Genomic DNA, 18,801 nt, shown 5'->3' on the forward strand with positions numbered 1-18,801 from the left:
GACTCGGTGGCCCGGTGCTACGCCAAGAGCTCGGAGAGCTCGAGCCAGCGTTCCTCGCGCTCGGTCACCTCGGCGCGAAGCGTGGCGAGCTTGTCGCCAATGCCCCCCAGGCCCTCGTAGTCGTTCGGGTCGTGCGCCGCCATCTTCGCGTGCACGGCGGCGATCTCGGAATCGAGCTTCGCAAGTCGGCGCTCGGCCGCCTGCATTTCCTTCTCCAGGGTGCGCCTCTCGGCGCCCGTGGGGCCGCTCTGCGCCTCGGCCACCGGGGCACTTGCCGTGACGCGCGCGACCGAGCCGTCCGCCACCGGCGCACCGCCAGCGGCCGCGCCGGACCCTGCATCGACCCCGGCGCGAGTGTTCGCTGCGCCGATCTTCAGGTACTCGTCGACGCCGCTCGGCAGGTGGCGGAACTCGCCATCGAGCACGGCGTACTGCTGGTCGGTGACGCGCTCGAGCAGGTACCGGTCGTGCGAAACGACGAGCAGCGTGCCGGGCCAGGAGTCGAGGAGGTCCTCGATCGCGGCGAGCATGTCGGTGTCCATGTCATTGGTGGGCTCATCGAGGATGAGCACGTTCGGCCCGTCGAGGAGAACGAGGAGCAGCTGCAGGCGACGCTTCTGTCCACCGGAGAGGTCGCGCACGGGCGTCGAGAGCTGCGCGTTCGAGAACCCGAGACGCTCGAGCAACTGGCTCGGCGTCATGTCCTTGCCGCCGACGTTGTACTCGGTGCGCTTGCCCTTGACCACGTCGCTGACGCGGTCGTTCATGTGGCCCTCGAGCAGCTCGAAGTTCTGGGTGAGGGTCGAAATCTTCACGGTCTGGCCGTGCTTGACGGTGCCGCTCGTCGGCTTCACCTTGCCGGTGACGAGGCCGAGCAGCGTCGACTTCCCCGCGCCGTTCACGCCCAAGATGCCGGTGCGCTCGCCGGGAGCAAGCTTCCAGGTGATGTTGCGCAGCACTTCGCGCGTGCCGCCGTTCGGGTCGGGGAAGCTCACGCTCGCTTCCTCAATGTTTACGACCTCCTTGCCGATACGCGCCACCGCAAGCTGCTGCAGCTGGATCGGGTCGCGCACGGGAGGCACGTCCGCGATGAGCTGGTTGGCGGCTTCGATGCGGAACTTCGGCTTCGCCGTGCGCGCGGGGGCACCGCGGCGCAGCCAGGCGAGCTCCTTCTTCATGAGGTTCTGGCGCTTGGCCTCGATCACCGATCCCTGGCGGTCGCGCTCGACCCGCTGCAGCACGTACGCCGCGTATCCGCCCTCGAAGGGGTCGACGATGCCGTCGTGCACCTCCCAGGTCTCGTTGGCGACCTCGTCGAGGAACCAACGATCGTGGGTGACGACCAGCAGCCCGCCCTGGCCGTTCGGCCACCGCGTCTTGAGGTGCCCGGCGAGCCAGGCGACGCCCTCAATGTCCATGTGGTTCGTGGGCTCGTCGAGAATGAGAACGTCCCAGTCCCCCGTGAGCAGGGCCGCAAGCGCGACGCGGCGGCGCTGGCCGCCCGAGAGCTCGCCGACCGTCGCTTCCCAGGGGATGCTGCCCAGGAGCCCGGTGAGGACGTCGCGCACCTTCGCGTCGCCCGCCCAGAGGTACTCGGGCATGTCGCCGACGACCGTCTCGCGGACCGTGCGCTCGGGGTCGAGCACGTCGGCCTGATCCAGCACGCCGATCGTGGTGCCGCCGCGGACGGTGACCCGACCGTCGTTCGGCTCGATCCTGCCGGAGAGCATGCCGAGCAGCGAGGACTTGCCGTCGCCGTTGCGACCGACGATGCCGATGCGGTCGCCCGATTCGATGCCGACCGAGACGCCTTCAAAGATCACGCGCGTCGGGAATTCGAGGTGCAGGCTTTCGCCGCCAAGTAGATGAGCCACTCCCTAAGAGTACGTGCCTTCCCGGGGTGCTTGGACCGCCGAACATGCGGGCCGATACGCTAGGCCCAGCGTCGCGCTCGGACGCAACGAGCTTGGGGGCACCGTGACGACGCATGCTGGATTCGGGACCAGGCTGAAACAGGCCCTCGCAGGACGAGCCATGCCGGTCCAGATCGCGCTGGGGGTCGCCGCGGTCGCGATCGGATGCATCATCGCGCTCGTCGACCTGAGCTCGGTCGTGACGGCGCGTCTCGCGGGCGGCGGTCTCGTCGTCGCTGGCCTCATGACCCTTCTCGACCGCGGACGGGGTGCCCTCTGGCGCTGGATGAGCGGCGCGCTGCTCATCGCCGTCGGGTTGGTCGCCGGCCTGTGGACCGAACTCGGTGTACCCATGCTCGGGCTACTGCTCGGGATCGCTCTCATCTCGTACGGAGCGCTCTCGGTGGCGCGGGCGCTGCGCGGCATCCCGGGCGAACGTCTCTCAAACGGGCTGTTCGCGGTAGCCACGATCGTTCTCGGCATACTGAGCCTCAGCTGGCCACTGCTGTCACTCGCGTTCCTGCGCCTCTTCGTGGGCGTCTGGCTCGCCTTCTTCGGGCTGCAGGTGCTGTTTTCCCTGCTCGCCCGCCGGGGCCGAGCGGCCACGCATCAGGCTGCCGCCAACCCGAAACAGCCCGCCAGCTCCCGCACGCGCAGGTTCTGGCGTACGACGGGCGCGTTCGCGGCGCTGACCGGCGCGATGCTGCTGACCGTCGGCAGCAGCTTGCTGCTCGCCGGCAACCCGCGCACCGCTCCGGACGCCTTCTACACGCCCCCGGCGCAGGTGCCGGATCAGCCCGGGTCGCTACTGCGCGCCGAACCCTTTGCTGTCGGTGTGCCCGACGGTGCGGTCGCCTGGCGCATCCTGTACACGACCACGCTGCGCGAGGGCGTTCCCGCGGTCTCGAGCGGGCTGGTGCTCGCGCCTGCGGCGGCAGTGACCGGGGCGCCCGCGCAGGATCCCGCCGACGAATCGTCACCCGCGGTCCAGCCGGGCACGACGCCGGTGATCTCCGTCGCCCACGGCACGACGGGCATCGCCCGCAAGTGCGCCCCCTCGCTCAGCAACACCCCCTTCGCCGACGGCGCCGGGACCGCGCTTGTCGAGATGGTGACGCAGCACGGCTACGTCGGGGTGATCTCTGATTACGTCGGGCTCGGCACCGCTGGCGCGCAGCCGTACCTCGTCGGCGAGGGTGAAGCGCGCGGCGTCCTGGACGCCTTCCGCGCGGCGCACGAGTTGGGCGAGCTCAACCTCAGCCCGGACACCGTGGTCTGGGGTCACTCGCAGGGCGGCCAGGGCTCGCTGTGGACCGGGCAGATCGCGAGCAAGTACGCCCCGGAGATCGGCGTTCGCGGTGTTGCGGCGTTCGCCCCCGCGAGCGACCTCAAGGGGCTCGCCGAGGCGATCAAGACGACCGTGCCGGGCAAGGTCGTCTCGGCCTACATTGCCGGTTCGTGGAACGCGTACTACCCCGAGCTCAAGCTGTCGAGCGACCTCACCCCGGGCTCGGCTCGCGGGGTCGAGAAGATTGTCGATTTGTGCTTCAACGAGCAGGACGCGCTCGCGGCGGCGCTGCGCGGCACCCAGATCCCGAACCAGATCTTCCCGGATCGCCTGTTCGACGGGAAGTTCGGCGACCTACTCGTGTCGAACTCCCCGACCGGGCCGTTCCCGGCGCCCGTCCTGGTCGCGCAGGGCCTCTCAGACGAGCTCGTACTCCCGCCACTGCAGGAGCGCTGGGTGCAGGCGCGCTGCGAGGCCGGCATCGAGATCGATTTCCGCACCTTCCCCGGGCTCGGGCATGTGTCGCTCGTGGCGGACGGGTCGCCGCTCAATCCGCAACTCGTCTCATGGTCGCTCGACCGATGGGCGGGAAAGCCTGCCACCCCGAACTGCGCGGCACAGGCTGACGCGGGGGCGTCGCCGTAGGGCTCCTACCCCTGCCGCTCCCCTCTGTCGCGGGGGCCGCCGCTCCCGCGCTGCTCCCGCGCTGCTCCCGCAGAATATGCACCCCTCCGGCAGAGTGTTTGGCGTCTACACCCTGCCGGAGGGGTGCATGTTCGGGGCGGATCTCCGGGAGGAACGCAAAAACGCCGCACCCCAGAAACGGGATGCGGCGTTTTGGGGCGCTCGTGCGCGCCGGCTAGCTCGTAGCGCAGCAGGCGCCGCCGCAGCAGCCGCCCGCCGCAGCGTCAGTCTCTTCGCCTGCGAGCAGGTCAACGATGCCCTCGGGCACTACAGTCTCGGTGGTGTTCTCGCTCATGCGGCTTCCTCTCGGTCCCGCTCGAGCACCTGCTCGAGCACGCTGGTAAATGTTTCGGGCGACTGTGCGCCCGACACCCCGTACTTCTGATTGATCAGAGTGAACGGAACGCCCTGCACTCCGAGCATACGCGCCCGGGTGATGTCTTGGTCGACCTGCTCGCCGCGCGCGGGGTCGCTGAGCGCCGCGCGCGCCTCGTCCGCATCGAGACCCGCCTCGACCGCGAGCTCGACAAGCACCTCGTCGTCGTGCAGCGTGCGGCCTTCCGTGAAGTAGGCCGAGAACAGGCGGCTCAGTACCTGTGCCTGGATCCCGCGGTCCTTCGCGAGGTGCAGGATCCGGTGCGCGCGGCGCGTGTTCACGTGTTGCAGCTGGTCGAAGCGGAATTCGAGGCCCTCGCTCGCGGCGAGTTCGGTCATGCTGCCGAGCATCTGCTCGACCTGATCCCGGGCCATTCCCTTGTGCTTGGACAGGAACTCAATCTCGTTCCCGACGAAGTCCTCCGGGGTGTCGGGCGACAGTTCGTAGCTGTGCGACTCGACCACGACCTCGACCTCGGGGTGGGCATCGGCGAAGACCGCGAGGCCCTTCGCGAAGCGGCGGGATCCCAGGTAGCACCAGGGGCAGGCAATGTCGGACCAGACGTCGACGTGGATTGTGGCAGAGCTCATGAGGGCGATAACGCGTGGGGCACCGACGTATTCCCGGGGGTTGCCGAAATCCTCACTCGAGACGTCTCAATCTGCGGCTTCGCATCAAGGCAAGCCGCAGATTGAGACGCCTCGATGGCGCGGGGAAGCGCGCGGCACGCAAGCGACCGGGCAGGATCCTGCCTAGCGGCCCTCGATCACGCGGGCGCCCGTGACGGGACCCGTCACGATCAGGGTGCGCCGGCCGTTGCGGCTCAGCACGCCCTGCAACTCGGCGGCCTCGACCGCGCTCGGCACGAGGAACGCGATCGTCGGGCCAGAGCCCGAGACGATACCGGCGAGCGCGCCGCGCGACTCCCCGAGTTCGAGCAACTCGGCGAGCGGGGGCGAGAGTTTCAGCGCGGCAACCTGCAAGTCGTTGTGCATGGCCTCGGCGAGCGAGGCGGCGTTGCCGAGGCGCACGGCCTGCAACACTGCAGTGTCGACGCTTGGCTGGGCCGGCGCCGGCAGCAACGCCTCGCGATACTGGTCCCGATGCTCATCAAGCGTCCGGTACACGACCGGCGTACTCAGCCCGGAGTCGTCAAGGGCGAGCACCCAGTGAAAGTGTCCGGTCGTCAGCGCCTGGCTGAGTTCGTCGCCGCGGCCGGTGCCGACGGCGGTGCCACCCTCGAGCGCGAACGGCACATCAGCGCCGAGCTCCGCGGCCAGGTGGTGCAGTCCCGCGCGGCCCACCCCGGTCCCCCACAGCTCATCGCAGGCCACGAGCGTCGCCGCGGCGTCCGCCGAGCCGCCGCCCATGCCACCGGCAATCGGAACGCGCTTGGTGATCAGCAGGTCGACGCCGCCGGCGTAGCCCGTGTGCTCCGCGAGCAGCCGGGCCGCCCGGATCGCGAGATTCGAATCGTCGGTCGACAATCCCGAGGTGTCGATCGGCCCGATGAAGCGCACCGAGAAGTCGTCCGCGTGAGTTGCGGTGACCTCTTCGTACAGCGAGACCGCCTGGTACAGCGAGGCAACCTCGTGATAGCCATCATCCTGCAGCGCGCCGACCCGGAAGAATACGTTGATCTTCCCCGGCGCACGCACGGTGATCGCAGCAGCGTCGCTCATCCCCATACCCTCAACGCTAGCGCACTCACCGAGTCGCCTGGAACACCGTCGACACCGTCCGAAATCAACGGGTCAGGCCTCCACCCGCGCGATTGCGAGGAAGTCGAAAATGGTGAGTTGTTCGGCGCGGGTCTGCGGGTCGACCCCGGCCGCCTCGATGATGGCGGTGGCCTCTGCCGTCGAGCCCAGCAACGGCTGCAGCGACTGGCGCAGCATTTTCCGGCGCTGTGCGAACGCGGCGTTGACGAGCGCGAAGGTGCGCTGGCGCTCCTCCTCCGTGCCGAGCGGCTCAGCGCGCTTGACGTACGAGACGAGTACGGAGTCGACCCCGGGCACCGGCCAGAAGATGCGGCGGCTGACGTTGCCCGCGATCGACCAGTCGCCGTACCAAGCAGCCTTCGCACTCGGCGTGCCGTAGACCTTGCTGCCGGGCACGGCCGCGATGCGGTGGCCGACCTCGGCCTGCACCATCACAAGCCCCGAGCGCAGGCCCGGAATAAGCTCGAGCAGGTGCATCAGGATCGGCACCGACACGTTGTACGGCAGGTTCGCCACGAGCACCTCGGGCGGCGCGGGCAGCTCGGCGATCTGCTCGGCGGTCAGCTCGAGCGCGTCCGAGCGAATGACCCGTAGCTGCGCCTCGGGCTGCAGCGCGCGCGCAGTGAGCGGCAGCTCGGCAGCAAGGCGATGATCGATCTCGACCGCGGTGACGTCGGCGCCGACCTCGGTGATGCCGAGGGTGAGCGAGCCGAGGCCGGGCCCGACCTCGATCACGCGGTCGCCCGCGCGAACGCCAGCGAGGCGGACGATCTTGCGGACCGTGTTCGGGTCGATCACGAAGTTCTGTCCGAGCTTCTTCGTCGGGGTGACGTCGAGGCGTTCGGCGAGCTCGCGCACCTGGGCCGGGCCGAGGAGTCCGGCCGCGTCGGTCGGGTGCTGCGCCGCCGGTGAATTCTCGTCTGCGCTCACGCTGCCGCCTCCACTACATCGGTGTCCCACGAGCCATAGACTCGCTCGGTGTTTTCGGCGAGCTGGCGGCACAGCTCGTCGAGCGGCACCTCCAGCGAGCTGGCCATGCGGCGCACGGTGTGCGGCAGCAGGTACGGCGCGTTCGGGCGCCCACGCAGCGGCTCGGGGGTCAGAAACGGCGCGTCGGTTTCACACAGGATCCGGTCGCGCGGCGCGACCGCGAGCGCCTCACGCAGCACCGGCGCGTTCTTGAACGTCACGGTGCCGGCGAAGGAGAGGTACCAGCCGTGCTCGGCGCAGATGCGCGCCAGCATGGCGTCGCCCGAGAAACAGTGGAACACCGTGCGCTCGGGAGCGCCGACGCGCAGGAGGGTGCGCACAACGTCGTCGTGCGCGTCGCGATCGTGAATCTGGAGCGCAATCCCGTTCGCCTTGGCGATCTCGATGTGCGTTTCGAACGACTCCTGCTGTGCGTCGCGGCCGTCGGCCCCGGTGCGGAAGAAGTCGAGTCCGGTCTCGCCGACGGCCCGCACGCGCGGCTGCGCGGCGAGGCGGCTGATCTCGGAGAGGTGCTCGGAGAGCAGCCCCTTCTCAGCAAGGCGCGGCGCCTCGTTCGGGTGCAGCGCCACCGCGGCGAGCACCCGCCGGTCGACCGCAGCAAGCTCAGCGCCCCAACGACTCGTCTCGAGGTCGGTCCCCACCTGGACCACACCCCGCACACCGACGGCCTCCGCCGCGTCGAGCGAGTCCTCGGGCGTGAGCTGGTCAACGCCGTCCTCAAACTCGAGGTGGGTGTGGTTGTCGTAGAGCGCGAATGGCAGCGGTTCGGGCGCGGCGGGACGGGTCAGGTCGCGACCCGCTCCCCCGTCGCGCGTGCGCAGGGACTTCGCCATGGTTAGGCCAGGTCCTGCTCGATGCGGGGGAAGAGCGACTCGAGCGGCTGCTGGCGGGCTCCCGCGGGCAGGCGCCCCCAGGTGCCGGCCTCACGGATGGGCTGCGCCGACAGCTCGCCGAGCGCATCGTGGGCACCGAGTGCCAGCCACAGCTTCGCGGTGGCCTCGGGTACCACGGGCGACAGGAGCTCCGCGAGGGCGCGCAGGCCCTCGGTGGCCGTGTACAGCACCGTGCCGAGGCGCTCGCGCGTCTCGTTGGACTTCGAGAGCACCCACGGCTCCTGCTCGGTGATGTACCCGTTCAGCGCGTCGACGACCTCCCAGATCGCAGCGATCGCCTCGTGAATCGCGAGCGCCTCGATCTTCTCGTCTGCCGTCGCGGCGGCGCGGGCGACGAGCTCGCGGATCGCCGCGTCCGCCTCGGTCTCCGGGCCGGCGGCGGGCACCACGCCGTCGAAGTACTTGACGTTCATGGCGAGCACGCGGCTCGCCAGGTTGCCGAAACCGTTGGCGAGCTCGGCCTGGTAGCGGGCCGCGAGGTCCTCCCAGCTGAACGAGCCATCGTGGCCGAAGCTCACGGCGCGCATGAAGTAGTAGCGGAAGGCGTCGGCGCCGAACACGTCGATGATCTCGCTCGGCGCAATGCCGGTGAGCTTCGACTTCGACATCTTCTCGCCGCCGACGAGCAGCCAGCCGTGCGCGAAGATCTGCTTCGGCACCTCAAGGCCGGCTGCCATCATCATGGCGGGCCAGATCACGGCGTGGAAGCGCATGATGTCCTTGCCCACAATGTGCGTGGCGGGCCAGCGGCGCGCGAGCTCGGCGCGATCCTGCGGGTAGCCCACGGCGGTGATGTAGTTGAGCAGCGCGTCGAACCAGACATAGGTGACGTGCCCCTCGTCCCAGGGCAGCGGCACGCCCCAGTCGAACGAGGTGCGCGAGATCGAGAGGTCCTCGAGCCCCTGCTGCACGAACGCGATGACCTCGTTGCGGGCACTGGCAGGCTGGATGAACTCGGGGCGATCCTGGTACAGCGCGAGCAGGCGGTCCTGGAACGCGCTCATCTTGAAGAAGTAGTTCTTCTCCTGCAGCAGCTCGAGCGGCTTCGAGTGGATCGCGCAGACCTTCTCGCCCTCGTACGCGCCCTCACCGTCGAGAATCTCACTCTTGGGCTTGAATTCCTCACAGCCGACGCAGTACAGCGCCTCGAACTCGCCCGCGTACAGGTGGCCCGCGTCGAAGAGTTCCTGGAGGAACGCGCCGACGCCGTCCATGTGTCGCTGATCGGTCGTGCGAATGAAATCGTCGTTCGAGAGGTTGACCTGGCTCAGCAGCGGCTTCCACGCGTCCTCGACGAGGCGGTCGGCCCACTCCTGGGGGCTCATGCCGTTCGCGGTCGCCGTGCGCAGGATCTTCTGGCCGTGCTCGTCGGTCCCGGTAAGGAACCAGGTGTCGTCGCCGGCCTGTCGGTGCCAACGCGCCAGCACGTCGGCGGCGACTTCCGTGTATGCGTGCCCGATGTGGGGCGCATCATTCACATAGAAGATCGGCGTGGTGACGAAGAAAGAAGAGGGCATGGCCATGGCTTCCATCCTAAGACGTTGCCAGGGGCGCGGCGCGCGGATTACACGCGGACCGCGCACACCCGGCAGGATCCCCGCTGCGAGCGCTCGCCCGCAGCGCCCGGTCAGCGCGCTGCGACTCCGCCTGCCACGAGCTGCGCAGCGGCGGCCTCGTCGAGGCACCACACCACGTTCGGGTGCCCCTGCACTGCGCTGCCGGGCATGTCGATGCTCGGATCGCCGGCAATCGACGCCGCGACGGCGTCGGCTTTGCCCGCACCCATCGCGATCACGATGAGCTCGCGCGCCTCGAGGATGGTACCGAGGCCCTGCGTGACGGCCTGCGTCGGGACGTCTCTTGCCCCGCCGAAGAATCGCGCGTTGTCCTCGATCGTGCTCGCGGCGAGGTCTACGACGCGCGTGCGCGAGTCGAAGGCGCTCCCCGGCTCGTTGAATCCCAGGTGTCCGTTGCGTCCGAGCCCGAGCAGCTGCACATCGATACCCCCAGCGGCCGCAATCTCAGCCTCGTACGCTGCGGCGGCCCGGACGACATCGCCGGTGCCCGCCGGCACGCGAACAAGATCCGGATTCAGCCCGACCGGGTCGGTGACCGTCTTCCGGATCACGCTCTCGTAGCTTTCGGGGTGCGCGGGGTCGAGGCCCAGGTACTCGTCGAGCGCGAACCCGCGGACCTGATCCTGCGAGTGTCCGCGTTCCGCCGCCAAACGCGCCCAGGCGGCATAGCTCGACAGCGGCGATGATCCTGTCGCGAGCCCGATCACCGCCGCAGGGTTTCGCTCAATTGCCGCGCAGATGCGGCCCGCGACGAACTCGCCGAGCTCGTCCTCCGTCTGAAAGATGTGAATGCCCATACACAACCAATCTCAGTGGGGTCGATGCCCCGAGCGGTGAAAACACGAGTGTGGCGCGCCGCGAACGGCGCGCCACACAAAATCTACACCGGTGGTGCGGGATCAGTCGTCGAGCTCCTCGTCGGCACCGTCTTCGCCGCCATCGGGATACTGATCGATCTCGCCGCGCCTGGCCAGCATGATCGTGCTGACGATCAGCCCGCCCCAAACCAGCACCGCGGCAAGCCCCAGAAATGAGAGTGCGATGGGGGTCATCGGTCCGTTCCTTCCGTCGTGTCAGCGTGGGCTGCCTTCGCGGCCCGTCGGCCTGAACCGTCCACCACGCCAGTCGCGCGCACGGGGGGCCAGGCCGCGAATCGATCAGGATCGAACCGCCACCGCGTCGACGTCAGCACGATCGAGCCGACAATCATGACGAGCACTGAGCCCCAGCCGGCGATCAAGAGGTAGCCGGGGTCATAGCCGCCGTATCCGTTCGTGATCAGATCAACAATCTTGCTGATGAGCATGTACCCGAGCACGATCGGCGCGAGCACCGACACCAGCAGCAGCCAGGTGCGACCGACACGGAAGGTCGATAGCGCGCTGATGTGGCCGCCGAGCTCGGGCCCGGCCCGCCGGATCCAGAGCACCGTGATCGTCATGACGACCGCGGAACCGACAATGCCGATGTTGTTCGCCCAGTGGTCGATCGTGTCGAGCGCGGTCAGCCCGGAGGTCGTGCTGAACAGGATCACGGAGGCGACGGCGAGGATGCTGCCGATGCCGTAGGCGGCCTGCGCCCGACTCAACCCGAACTTGTCGCGAATGCCCGAAATGATCACCTCGAGAATCGAGATGAGCGAGGTGAGCCCAGCAAGTACCAGCGATCCAAAGAACAGGGCGCCGAAGAGTTGGCCGCCGGGCATTTCGGAGGCGATCGCAGGGAAGGTCATGAAGGCGAGGCCGACGCCCTGCATCGTGTCGAGGTCCCCCACCGGAATGCCCTGCTGGAAGGCGAAGAAGCCGAGGGTTGCAAATACGCCGATTCCCGCGAGAATCTCGAACGAGGAGTTGCCGAAGGCGACCACGAGGCCGGGGCCCGTGAGGTTCGAGCGGCGCTTGCGATATGACGAGTAGGTCAGCATGATGCCGAAGGCGATCGACAGCGAGAAGAAGATCTGGCTGTACGCGGCGATCCACACCGACGGATCGGCGAGCGCCGCAAAGTCCGGCGTGAACAGCGCATTCAGCCCGTCCATCGCGCCGGGGAGGAAGAGCGCCCGAATCACGAGAATCAAGAAGCCCACGACGAGCAGCGGGATGAAGATCACGTTTGCCCGCTGCACGCCACGAACCACGCCGGCGCCGACCACGAAGAGCGCGACGGCCCACATGATGACGAGCGGGATCAGCACGCTCGGCACGAAGTCGAGCGTGAACGGCGATGCCGAGGTCTGCAGGTAGTCGCTCACGAAGAAGTTCGTGGCGTCCGAGCCCCAGCGCAGGTCGAACGAGAACACGAAGTAGCTCGACGCCCAGGCCAGCACCGCGGTGTAGTAAATCGCGATGAAGACGCAGATGAACACCTGGAACCAGCCGATGCTCTCGCCCAGCTTGCCGGCGAGGCGGCGCAGCGCGAGCGGCGCCGAGCCGCGGAAGCGATGCCCGATGGCGTAGTCGAGGAAGAGGATGGGAATACCGGCCGTGATCAGCGCGATCAGGTACGGGATGAGGAAGGCGCCGCCGCCGTTCTCATACGCGACGCCAGGAAAGCGCCAGATGTTGCCGAGCCCGACGGCCGAACCGAGCGCCGAGAGGATGAAGCCGACTTGGCCCGTCCATTGCTCACGTGTCGGGACCGCCGCGGTGGTCGTGTTGGTTGCCATGGGTAGTGCTCCCTCCGTCCACGCCGGCGGCGTGACTGGGTAATGGCAGGGAGACTACCACTTTGCTGGACGCTGAACAGCGACTTCTGCTAGGTGGGCGCGCCGTCGTCGGCCGGCCCGGCGGCCGTGATCAGGCCGGCAAGCTGGTCAAGCGCTCGCCGGAATACCGCCTCGTCCGGGCCGCCCATGCCAATCACCACCCCCGGGTGACCGGTCGCGACGCCCCGACGCTGCCAGTATTCATGGAGCCCGACCGCCCCGAGCCCCGCGCGTTCGCACGCGGCGACGAGCCTCGCCTCAGCGCCGGACCGACCCGAAGATTCATTTCGGTCACCGCCGCGAGCCTCGAGCTCGATGACCGCGTGCAGCCCGCCGTGCATCGGCCGCACCTTCGCCGTCGCCACGTCGCCGAGTGCCCCGAGGACGAGGCTCCGCCGAGCCCCGTACCGGCGGCGCATGCGGGCAGTGTGCCGGCGAATCTCGCCGCTCGCGAGCACCCGCGCCAGCGCCGACTGCACGATGGACGACACGGGATTACCCAGCTCGGCGCGCACCGGCTCGAGGTGCGCGCGGAGCTGGGCGGGCGCCAGCAGGTAGCCGGCGGCGAGCGCCGGCGTCACTGTCGCCGAGAAGGAACCAAGCGTCACGACGACGCCGTCCTGAGGGTCGTCGAGGGCGGCGAGCGCTGGGACGGGGGCACCGGCGTAGCGCAGCTCGGAGTCGTAGTCATCCTCCACCACGATCGCCCCGCACGTCCGGGCCCAGGCGATGAGCTCGCGGCGCCGCTGCAACGGCAGCGCGGCGCCCACCGGGTGCTGATGGCTCGGCGTCACGATGACGAGGTCGAGGACGCCCTGGGGCAACGCCGCCGTCACGAGCCCGTCGGCGTCGGTCTCCAGCGCGACGACGCGGGCACCGTGCCGCGCTGCGACTCCGCGAAGCGACGGATACCCCGGGTCTTCAACGCCCACCACCAGGCCTCGCCCCCGCGTGGTGCCCAGCGCGGTCAACAGAAGCCCGAGTCCGTCGCGGGCGCCGGCGGTCACGATGATGTCTCCCGCCGCGCGGTGCGTGCCACGCATGCGGCGCAGGTGCTCTGCAATCTCGCCGCGAAGCTCCGGGCTTCCGAGCATCGGAGGCGTCTCGTGCGCGTGCGCGGCGGCCTCCCGCCACGCGGCCCGCCAGGCCGGACGCTCGATCGTGTCCGTGAGAGGTGCGCCCGGGGCAAGGGGCCCGTTCGGTTTGGCCGCTCCCGGCCGCGGTGCGGCGAGCGAAGTCCCCACGCCCGTGCGCGGCGCTCGTGGAGCGCCGGTCGCTTCCGCTGCCGCGAGACGCGCGTCGATCGGCTCCCCCCGCACCCGGCCAAGCCCGGGGTTCACGACGGTTCCGCGGCCCTGCCCCGAGGCGAGATACCCCTCGGCGATGAGTTGCTCGTACGCCGTCACGACCGTTCCGCGCGAGACGCCGAGCCTGCTGGCGACGGCGCGGGTCGCGGGCAGGGGTTCTCCGGGCCGCATCTGGCCCGCGTCGATCGCTCCCCGCAGCGCGGCGACGAGCTGGGTCGGCAGCGGCAACTCGGCGGCGCGGTCCAGCTGAATCGGCGGCATCGCGGCAGTGTGTGAAACGACAGAGGGCATGCCCCCCAGGGTGCCAGCTTGCTCGCTCTTGGTCCAATCGAACTCGGTCGTTTTGGATCTGGTGGCAGACCACAAGGCCCAGCCAGGCTGGAACCATGAACGCACACACAACCCAGACCCTGCCCGCTCTCGACCAGATCGCCCCGCTCGCCGACCGCCTCCGCGGAGGCGTCATCATGGACGTGGTCACCGCCGAGCAAGCCCGCATCGCCGAGGACGCCGGGGCCGTCGCCGTCATGGCGCTCGAGCGCGTGCCGGCCGACATCCGCGCACAGGGCGGTGTCGCGCGCATGAGCAACCCGGACCTCATCGACCAGATCCGCGCCGCCGTCTCGATCCCGGTCATGGCGAAGGCCCGCATCGGCCACTTCGTGGAGGCGCAGGTCCTCGAGGCGCTCGGCATCGACTTCATCGACGAGTCCGAGGTGCTCTCCCCCGCCGACTACTTCCACCACATCGACAAGCGGCCGTTCTTCGTCCCGTTCGTCTGTGGCGCGACCAACCTGGGCGAGGCGCTGCGCCGCATCGCCGAGGGGGCGGCGATGATCCGTTCGAAGGGCGAAGCGGGCACCGGTGACGTCTCCGAGGCGACCAAGCACCTGCGCACGATCAAGGCCGAGATCGCTCAGCTGAGTGCCCGGCCCCAGGACGAGCTCTTCGTCGCAGCGAAGGAGCTGCAGGCCCCGCTCGACCTCGTCGTGTCGGTGGCGGGGGCCGGCAAGCTGCCCGTTCCGCTCTTTACGGCGGGCGGGGTCGCGACCCCGGTCGACGCCGCGATGATGCTGCAGCTCGGCGCCGACGGCGTCTTTGTTGGCTCGGGCATCTTCAAGTCCGGCGACCCGGTGCGCCGCGCAGCCGCCATCGTCGCGGCTGCCGCGAACTTCTCCGACCCGCAGGCGCTGGCGGCTGCCTCGCGCGGCCTCGGCGACGCGATGGTTGGCATCAACGTTTCGGATCTCCCCGCCCCGCACCGCCTCGCCGAGCGCGGCTGGTAGCTAGCTGGCCGTCGCGGGCCGGGGCACGAACAATGCGTCCTGGCCCGCGAACCGCGTGCGCATCACCTCGATCGCTTCGGGGTTCTCGTCAATCATGACGAAGCGCCGCCCCAGTTCCAGCGCGGCGGCGCCCGCCGTGCCGCTGCCGGCAAAACAGTCGAGCACCCAATCCCCCGGGTTGGTCGACGCCTGGAGCATGCGCCGCACGATCCCGACCGGCTTCTGGGTCGGGTAGCCCGTGCGTTCTTTCCCCGTCGGCGAGACGATCGTGTGCCACCAGGTGTCGGTTGGCAGCTTGCCGAGCGCCGCCTTCTCCGGTGTGACGAGGCCGGGCGCCATATACGGCTCCCGGTCCACCGCCTCCGCATTGAACACGTAGCGATCCGGGTTCTTCACGTAGACGAGGATATTGTCGTGCTTTGCGGGCCAGCGCGACTTGGTGCGCGCGCCGTAGTCGTAGGCCCAAATGATCTCGTTCAAGAAGCACTCCCGGCCGAACAGCCCGTCAAGCAGCACCTTGGCGTAGTGCACCTCGCGGTAGTCGAGGTGCAGGTAGAGCGTGCCGTTGTCGGCGAGCAGCCGCCAGACTTCCTCGAGCCGGGGTTCGAGAAATCCCCAGTACTCCTCGAAGCGGTCGTCGAACGCGAGCGTGAATTGCCGCACCACCTCGTAGCGGCGACCGGCGAAGCCGAGCCGCCCCTCGGCAGGATCCTGCCCGCCCGACCCTGCCTCGGCGACCGCATCGGCGGGAGCGGGCGACACCCGGGTGCCCCGCACCTCTTCCGCGCGGCGCTTGCGACCGGTATTAAACGGCGGGTCGAGCGTGATCGCCCGGAACGTGCCGGACGGGAGCGAGCGCAGCACGGGGAGGTTGTCGCCCTCGAATACGAGGTTGGCTCCTGCAGGGTTCCAGCGCGCATTCATCCCGCAAGCCTACCGAGCGCGCACGGCGGCGGTCGGCTAGCGTGGAGTCACCGCGAAGCCCTGGCACAGAGGAGCCCCGATGATTTCACTCGGCATGGTCACGATCGACACCCCCAACCCGCTGACACTCGCGAACTGGTGGGCCGCGCAGCTCGGCGGCGAGGTGCAGCCGTCAGATACCGAGTATTTCTATACCGTGGCCGCGCCGGGCGTGCCCGGCCTCCTGGGCTTCCAGCTCGTGGAGGACCCCACCCCCGGCAAGAACCGCCTGCACCTCGACTTCAACTACCCGGCGGGGAGCGAACACCTGCCCGTGATCGCCGCGTTCGTCGCCGCGGGCGCGACGCACCTCGAGCGGCACGACTACGAGGGTTTTGGGTGGGACCGCTTCGAAGACCCGGACGGCAACCAGTTCTGCGTCGGCGACCCGCATTAGCGGGCGTTAGGAGGGCGTTGCCACAGACGCCCAGACCGAGCGCGCTGCGGCCTGGCCGAGGCGCACCGCCTCCTCCCGCCCCGCGACGCGCACCGTAACGGTGTCTGAGTAGGGCTCAGGCGCGAGCACCTCGAGCTCGGCGTCCACCACAAGCCCGCGGCTCGCGAAGTACTGCAGCATCTCGTTGTCCGCGTCCGAGATGCGCTCGATGCGCACCCGACAGGGCGCATCTGCCTCGGCGAGCACGATGGCGTCGGGGCGGTGTACGCGCCCGTCGGCCGTCGGAATCGGATCGCCGTGCGGGTCGCGGGTCGGGAAGCCGAGCGTGCGGTCGATCCGAGTGATCAACTCGTCCGAGACGGCGTGCTCGAGGCGGTCCGCCTCCTCGTGCACCTCGTCCCACTCATACCCGAGCACCTGGACGAGGAACGTCTCGATGAGGCGGTGTCGCCGGATCATCGCGACCGCATACTCGCGCCCCTGATCGGTCAGCGTGACGCTGCCGTAGCGCTCGTGGTCGACGAGCTCCTGGTCGGCGAGCTTGCGCAGCGCGTCCGAAACGGTCGATAGGCGCACCCCCACGGCCTCGGACACCTTGGTCGGCGAGATCGGGGCGTCAGTCCACTCCTGCAACCCCCAGATCACCTTGACGTAGTTCTGCATGCTCGGGGACAACTCGTCTACGCTCACCCGCCAAGCGTATCCCGGCGGCGGGCGTGCGACACTGTGGACATGGAGATCGGGCCCAAGCGGGCCTGCGACCCGGTCGTGGTGCTGCGTGACGCGCTCCGGCTCGCGCTCAGCAAACCTCCGATCTAAGCCAGCGGTTTCGCGACCCGAATCTCGGGCTCGTGCCGCACCGGAAAGTTCACGGAGTTCGCGATAAAGCAGTGCTCGCGCGCCTCGGTGTGCGCGAACCGTGCGGCCTCGACCATCGAGGCTTCGGCAACGGTCACGACGGGGCGCAGCACGGCCTCGGTAAAGGCGCCGCCGAGACCCCGGGTGCGCATGGTACCCTCCGCGCGATCCGTATACGCCACCACGACGATGCCGGCGCGGACCGCCATATGCAGATACGACATCATGTGGCACTGCGCGAGCGCGCCAAGCAACAGCTCCTCAGGGTTCCACCGCTCGGGATCGCCCCGAAACGTGGGGTCGGCGGATCCGGCGATCTCGGCCTTCCCCGCGGCTCTGAGCGCGTGCTCGCGGCTGTAGTCGCGATATCCGCTCGTCCCGGTGCCCCGGTTTCCGAGCCATTCCACCTCGACCTGATACTCGTGGACATCCTTCATGCGCCCATCCTCCCACCAGATGCCGATGCATTCGAAGAGTAGGCTTCCGATCATGAGCGATCGCACCCCCACGGCCCCGACTCCCGAACCCATCGCACAGGAGCGCCGCGTCGTCACCGAGATCCCTGGCCCTCAGTCACGGGCGCTCCACGCGCGCCGCCTCGAGGTGGTGCCGCCGGGCGTGCACAGCGCGCTTCCGGTCTACATTGACCGAGCGCACGACTCAATCCTCGTCGACGTCGACGGGAATCAGTTCATCGACTGCGGCGGCGGCATCGGCGTCACCACGGTCGGCCACACCGACGACACGGTCGTGGCGGCCGCCACCGCAGCCCTGCAGCGGATGACGCACACGCTCTTCACGGTCACCCCGTACGAGTCGTACGTGCGCGTCGCCGAGCTGCTCGCCGCCCGCTTCCCCGGGGTTGGCCCCGCACGCACCCTCCTCGTGAACTCGGGCGCCGAGGCCGTCGAGAACGGCGTCAAGATCGCCCGCAAGTTCACCGGCCGTCCCGGCGTCGCCGTGCTCGAGCACGCGTACCACGGACGCACCATGCTGACCGCAACCATGAACCACAAGGCGGCGCCCTACGCGCTCGGTTTTGGCCCCCGCGCCGGCGACGTCTACCGCGCGCCGAACTCGTACCCGCTGCGGGACGGTCTGAGCGGTGCCGAGGCGGCCGCGCGCACCATCAGCTTCCTCGAGAAGACCGCCGGCGCCGAAGACCTCGCCTGCCTCGTCGTCGAGCCGATCCAGGGCGAGGGCGGCTTCCTCGTCCCCGCCGAGGGCTATCTGCCCGCGCTGGCCGCCTGGTGCCGCGCGAACGGCATCGTCTTCATCGCCGACGAGGTGCAGTCCGGGATCGCGCGCACCGGCACCTTCTACGCCATCGAGCACTTCGGGGTCGAACCGGACCTCGTGCTGTCGGCCAAGGGCATCGCGGGCGGGCTCCCGCTCGCCGCCGTGACCGGCCGGGCAGACATCATGGATCGCGCGATGCCGGGCGGCCTCGGCGGCACCTTCGGCGGCAACCCCGTCTCGTGCGCCGCGGCGATCGCGGTGTTCGAGCGTATCGAACGGGCCGACCTGCTGGTTGAGGCACGGCGCATCGAGGGGACGCTCGGCGCGGGCCTGCGCGCGCTCCAGGCGAAGTACCCCGAGGTGATCGCCGAGGTGCGCGGCCGCGGGGCGATGCTCGCCATCGAGCTCGTGCGCCCGGGCGGCCTCGAGGTGAACCCCGAGCTCGCCACGCACATCATCGATTTCGCGGCCCAACACGGGGTGTTACTGCTGAACTGCGGCATCTTCGGGAACGTCGTGCGGCTGCTGCCCTCGTTGAAGCTCAGCGACGCGCTGGCCGCCGATGTGGTCGCCGTCATCGACCAGGCCCTCGCGGCCGCGTAGCC

Annotated in this window: 17 protein-coding genes; 4 read left to right on the forward strand and 13 right to left on the reverse strand. The window is 69.2% G+C overall.

The window, feature by feature from the left end; all coding sequences use genetic code 11:
• Positions 1 to 17: 17 nt before the first annotated feature.
• Positions 18 to 1,874 carry an ABC-F family ATP-binding cassette domain-containing protein gene (locus KOE53_RS03420; protein ID WP_188057380.1) on the reverse strand — a complete coding sequence of 619 codons (1,857 nt, stop codon included), beginning with the start codon at positions 1,872 to 1,874 and terminating at the stop codon, positions 18 to 20.
• Positions 1,875 to 2,034: 160 nt separating this feature from the next.
• Between KOE53_RS03420 and KOE53_RS03425 the strand changes: the two genes are divergently transcribed.
• The gene (locus KOE53_RS03425; protein WP_188057381.1) at positions 2,035 to 3,846 is read left to right on the forward strand and encodes a lipase family protein; all 1,812 of its coding nucleotides are present in this window, start codon (positions 2,035 to 2,037) and stop codon (positions 3,844 to 3,846) included.
• A 330-nt stretch (positions 3,847 to 4,176) separates the two neighbouring features.
• Here the strand turns inward: KOE53_RS03425 and KOE53_RS03430 are convergent, their stop codons facing one another.
• The 9 genes from KOE53_RS03430 to pdxR all read right to left on the reverse strand — a co-directional run bounded on the left by KOE53_RS03430 (position 4,177) and on the right by pdxR (position 13,714).
• Positions 4,177 to 4,851: a DsbA family oxidoreductase gene (locus KOE53_RS03430; protein WP_188057382.1), complete on the reverse strand. Its 675-nt coding sequence runs from the start codon at positions 4,849 to 4,851 to the stop codon at positions 4,177 to 4,179.
• 162 nt (positions 4,852 to 5,013) lie between these two features.
• Positions 5,014 to 5,943 carry a 4-(cytidine 5'-diphospho)-2-C-methyl-D-erythritol kinase gene (locus tag KOE53_RS03435; RefSeq protein ID WP_188044179.1) on the reverse strand — a complete coding sequence of 310 codons (930 nt, stop codon included), beginning with the start codon at positions 5,941 to 5,943 and terminating at the stop codon, positions 5,014 to 5,016.
• A gap of 72 nt (positions 5,944 to 6,015) precedes the next feature.
• Entirely contained in the window at positions 6,016 to 6,912 is an 897-nt protein-coding gene (rsmA, locus tag KOE53_RS03440; RefSeq protein ID WP_188057383.1) for a 16S rRNA (adenine(1518)-N(6)/adenine(1519)-N(6))-dimethyltransferase RsmA, read from the reverse strand.
• Positions 6,909 to 7,805: a TatD family hydrolase gene (locus KOE53_RS03445; protein WP_188057384.1), complete on the reverse strand. Its 897-nt coding sequence runs from the start codon at positions 7,803 to 7,805 to the stop codon at positions 6,909 to 6,911. The genes rsmA and KOE53_RS03445 overlap by 4 nt, the downstream gene beginning before the upstream one ends.
• Positions 7,806 to 7,807: 2 nt before the next feature.
• Complete coding sequence (gene metG, locus KOE53_RS03450; protein ID WP_188057385.1) at positions 7,808 to 9,388, reverse strand: methionine--tRNA ligase; 1,581 nt, start codon at positions 9,386 to 9,388, stop codon at positions 7,808 to 7,810.
• Between the two features lie 104 nt (positions 9,389 to 9,492).
• Positions 9,493 to 10,239, reverse strand: a complete 747-nt coding sequence (locus KOE53_RS03455) for a glucosamine-6-phosphate deaminase (RefSeq protein WP_188057386.1) — start codon at positions 10,237 to 10,239, stop codon at positions 9,493 to 9,495.
• A 102-nt stretch (positions 10,240 to 10,341) separates the two neighbouring features.
• Positions 10,342 to 10,494, reverse strand: a complete 153-nt coding sequence (locus KOE53_RS03460) for a MetS family NSS transporter small subunit (protein ID WP_188044183.1) — start codon at positions 10,492 to 10,494, stop codon at positions 10,342 to 10,344.
• The gene (locus tag KOE53_RS03465) at positions 10,491 to 12,107 is read right to left on the reverse strand and encodes a sodium-dependent transporter (protein ID WP_188057387.1); all 1,617 of its coding nucleotides are present in this window, start codon (positions 12,105 to 12,107) and stop codon (positions 10,491 to 10,493) included. Before KOE53_RS03465 ends, KOE53_RS03460 begins: the two co-directional genes overlap by 4 nt.
• An 89-nt stretch (positions 12,108 to 12,196) precedes the next feature.
• Entirely contained in the window at positions 12,197 to 13,714 is a 1,518-nt protein-coding gene (gene pdxR, locus KOE53_RS03470) for a MocR-like pyridoxine biosynthesis transcription factor PdxR (protein WP_188057388.1), read from the reverse strand.
• A 125-nt stretch (positions 13,715 to 13,839) separates the two neighbouring features.
• On the opposite strand from pdxR, the gene pdxS reads away from it, so the two are divergent.
• Positions 13,840 to 14,739 carry a pyridoxal 5'-phosphate synthase lyase subunit PdxS gene (gene pdxS / locus KOE53_RS03475; RefSeq protein ID WP_188057389.1) on the forward strand — a complete coding sequence of 300 codons (900 nt, stop codon included), beginning with the start codon at positions 13,840 to 13,842 and terminating at the stop codon, positions 14,737 to 14,739.
• Here pdxS and KOE53_RS03480 read toward each other — a convergent pair whose 3' ends face one another.
• Positions 14,740 to 15,663, reverse strand: a complete 924-nt coding sequence (locus KOE53_RS03480) for a DNA-methyltransferase (RefSeq protein ID WP_188057390.1) — start codon at positions 15,661 to 15,663, stop codon at positions 14,740 to 14,742. It lies immediately after the preceding gene.
• Positions 15,664 to 15,742: 79 nt separating this feature from the next.
• On the opposite strand from KOE53_RS03480, the gene KOE53_RS03485 reads away from it, so the two are divergent.
• Entirely contained in the window at positions 15,743 to 16,099 is a 357-nt protein-coding gene (locus tag KOE53_RS03485; protein WP_188057391.1) for a VOC family protein, read from the forward strand.
• Between the two features lie 6 nt (positions 16,100 to 16,105).
• Here the strand turns inward: KOE53_RS03485 and KOE53_RS03490 are convergent, their stop codons facing one another.
• Positions 16,106 to 16,789, reverse strand: a complete 684-nt coding sequence (locus KOE53_RS03490; RefSeq protein WP_353055570.1) for a metal-dependent transcriptional regulator — start codon at positions 16,787 to 16,789, stop codon at positions 16,106 to 16,108.
• 125 nt (positions 16,790 to 16,914) lie between these two features.
• Positions 16,915 to 17,394 carry an OsmC family protein gene (locus KOE53_RS03495; RefSeq protein ID WP_188057392.1) on the reverse strand — a complete coding sequence of 160 codons (480 nt, stop codon included), beginning with the start codon at positions 17,392 to 17,394 and terminating at the stop codon, positions 16,915 to 16,917.
• Positions 17,395 to 17,446: 52 nt separating this feature from the next.
• On the opposite strand from KOE53_RS03495, the gene KOE53_RS03500 reads away from it, so the two are divergent.
• Positions 17,447 to 18,799, forward strand: coding sequence for an aminotransferase class III-fold pyridoxal phosphate-dependent enzyme (locus KOE53_RS03500; RefSeq protein WP_188057393.1), 1,353 nt, complete (start codon positions 17,447 to 17,449; stop codon positions 18,797 to 18,799).
• Positions 18,800 to 18,801: the final 2 nt, after the last annotated feature.

It is taken from the genome of Leucobacter sp. CX87 (genome assembly GCF_018682295.1).
Taxonomy (GTDB): domain Bacteria; phylum Actinomycetota; class Actinomycetes; order Actinomycetales; family Microbacteriaceae; genus Cx-87.

Coding starts and splice junctions, on each gene's coding strand:
- KOE53_RS03425 (WP_188057381.1), top strand. CDS start 2,035: ATGCCGGTCCAGATCGCGCTGGGGGTCGCCGCGGTCGCGATCGGATGC.
- KOE53_RS03430 (WP_188057382.1), bottom strand. CDS start 4,851: ATGAGCTCTGCCACAATCCACGTCGACGTCTGGTCCGACATTGCCTGC.
- KOE53_RS03435 (WP_188044179.1), bottom strand. CDS start 5,943: ATGAGCGACGCTGCTGCGATCACCGTGCGTGCGCCGGGGAAGATCAAC.
- KOE53_RS03445 (WP_188057384.1), bottom strand. CDS start 7,805: ATGGCGAAGTCCCTGCGCACGCGCGACGGGGGAGCGGGTCGCGACCTG.
- metG (WP_188057385.1), bottom strand. CDS start 9,388: ATGGCCATGCCCTCTTCTTTCTTCGTCACCACGCCGATCTTCTATGTG.
- KOE53_RS03455 (WP_188057386.1), bottom strand. CDS start 10,239: ATGGGCATTCACATCTTTCAGACGGAGGACGAGCTCGGCGAGTTCGTC.
- KOE53_RS03460 (WP_188044183.1), bottom strand. CDS start 10,494: ATGACCCCCATCGCACTCTCATTTCTGGGGCTTGCCGCGGTGCTGGTT.
- KOE53_RS03465 (WP_188057387.1), bottom strand. CDS start 12,107: ATGGCAACCAACACGACCACCGCGGCGGTCCCGACACGTGAGCAATGG.
- pdxR (WP_188057388.1), bottom strand. CDS start 13,714: ATGCCGCCGATTCAGCTGGACCGCGCCGCCGAGTTGCCGCTGCCGACC.
- pdxS (WP_188057389.1), top strand. CDS start 13,840: ATGAACGCACACACAACCCAGACCCTGCCCGCTCTCGACCAGATCGCC.
- KOE53_RS03480 (WP_188057390.1), bottom strand. CDS start 15,663: ATGAATGCGCGCTGGAACCCTGCAGGAGCCAACCTCGTATTCGAGGGC.
- KOE53_RS03485 (WP_188057391.1), top strand. CDS start 15,743: ATGATTTCACTCGGCATGGTCACGATCGACACCCCCAACCCGCTGACA.
- KOE53_RS03495 (WP_188057392.1), bottom strand. CDS start 17,394: ATGAAGGATGTCCACGAGTATCAGGTCGAGGTGGAATGGCTCGGAAAC.
- KOE53_RS03500 (WP_188057393.1), top strand. CDS start 17,447: ATGAGCGATCGCACCCCCACGGCCCCGACTCCCGAACCCATCGCACAG.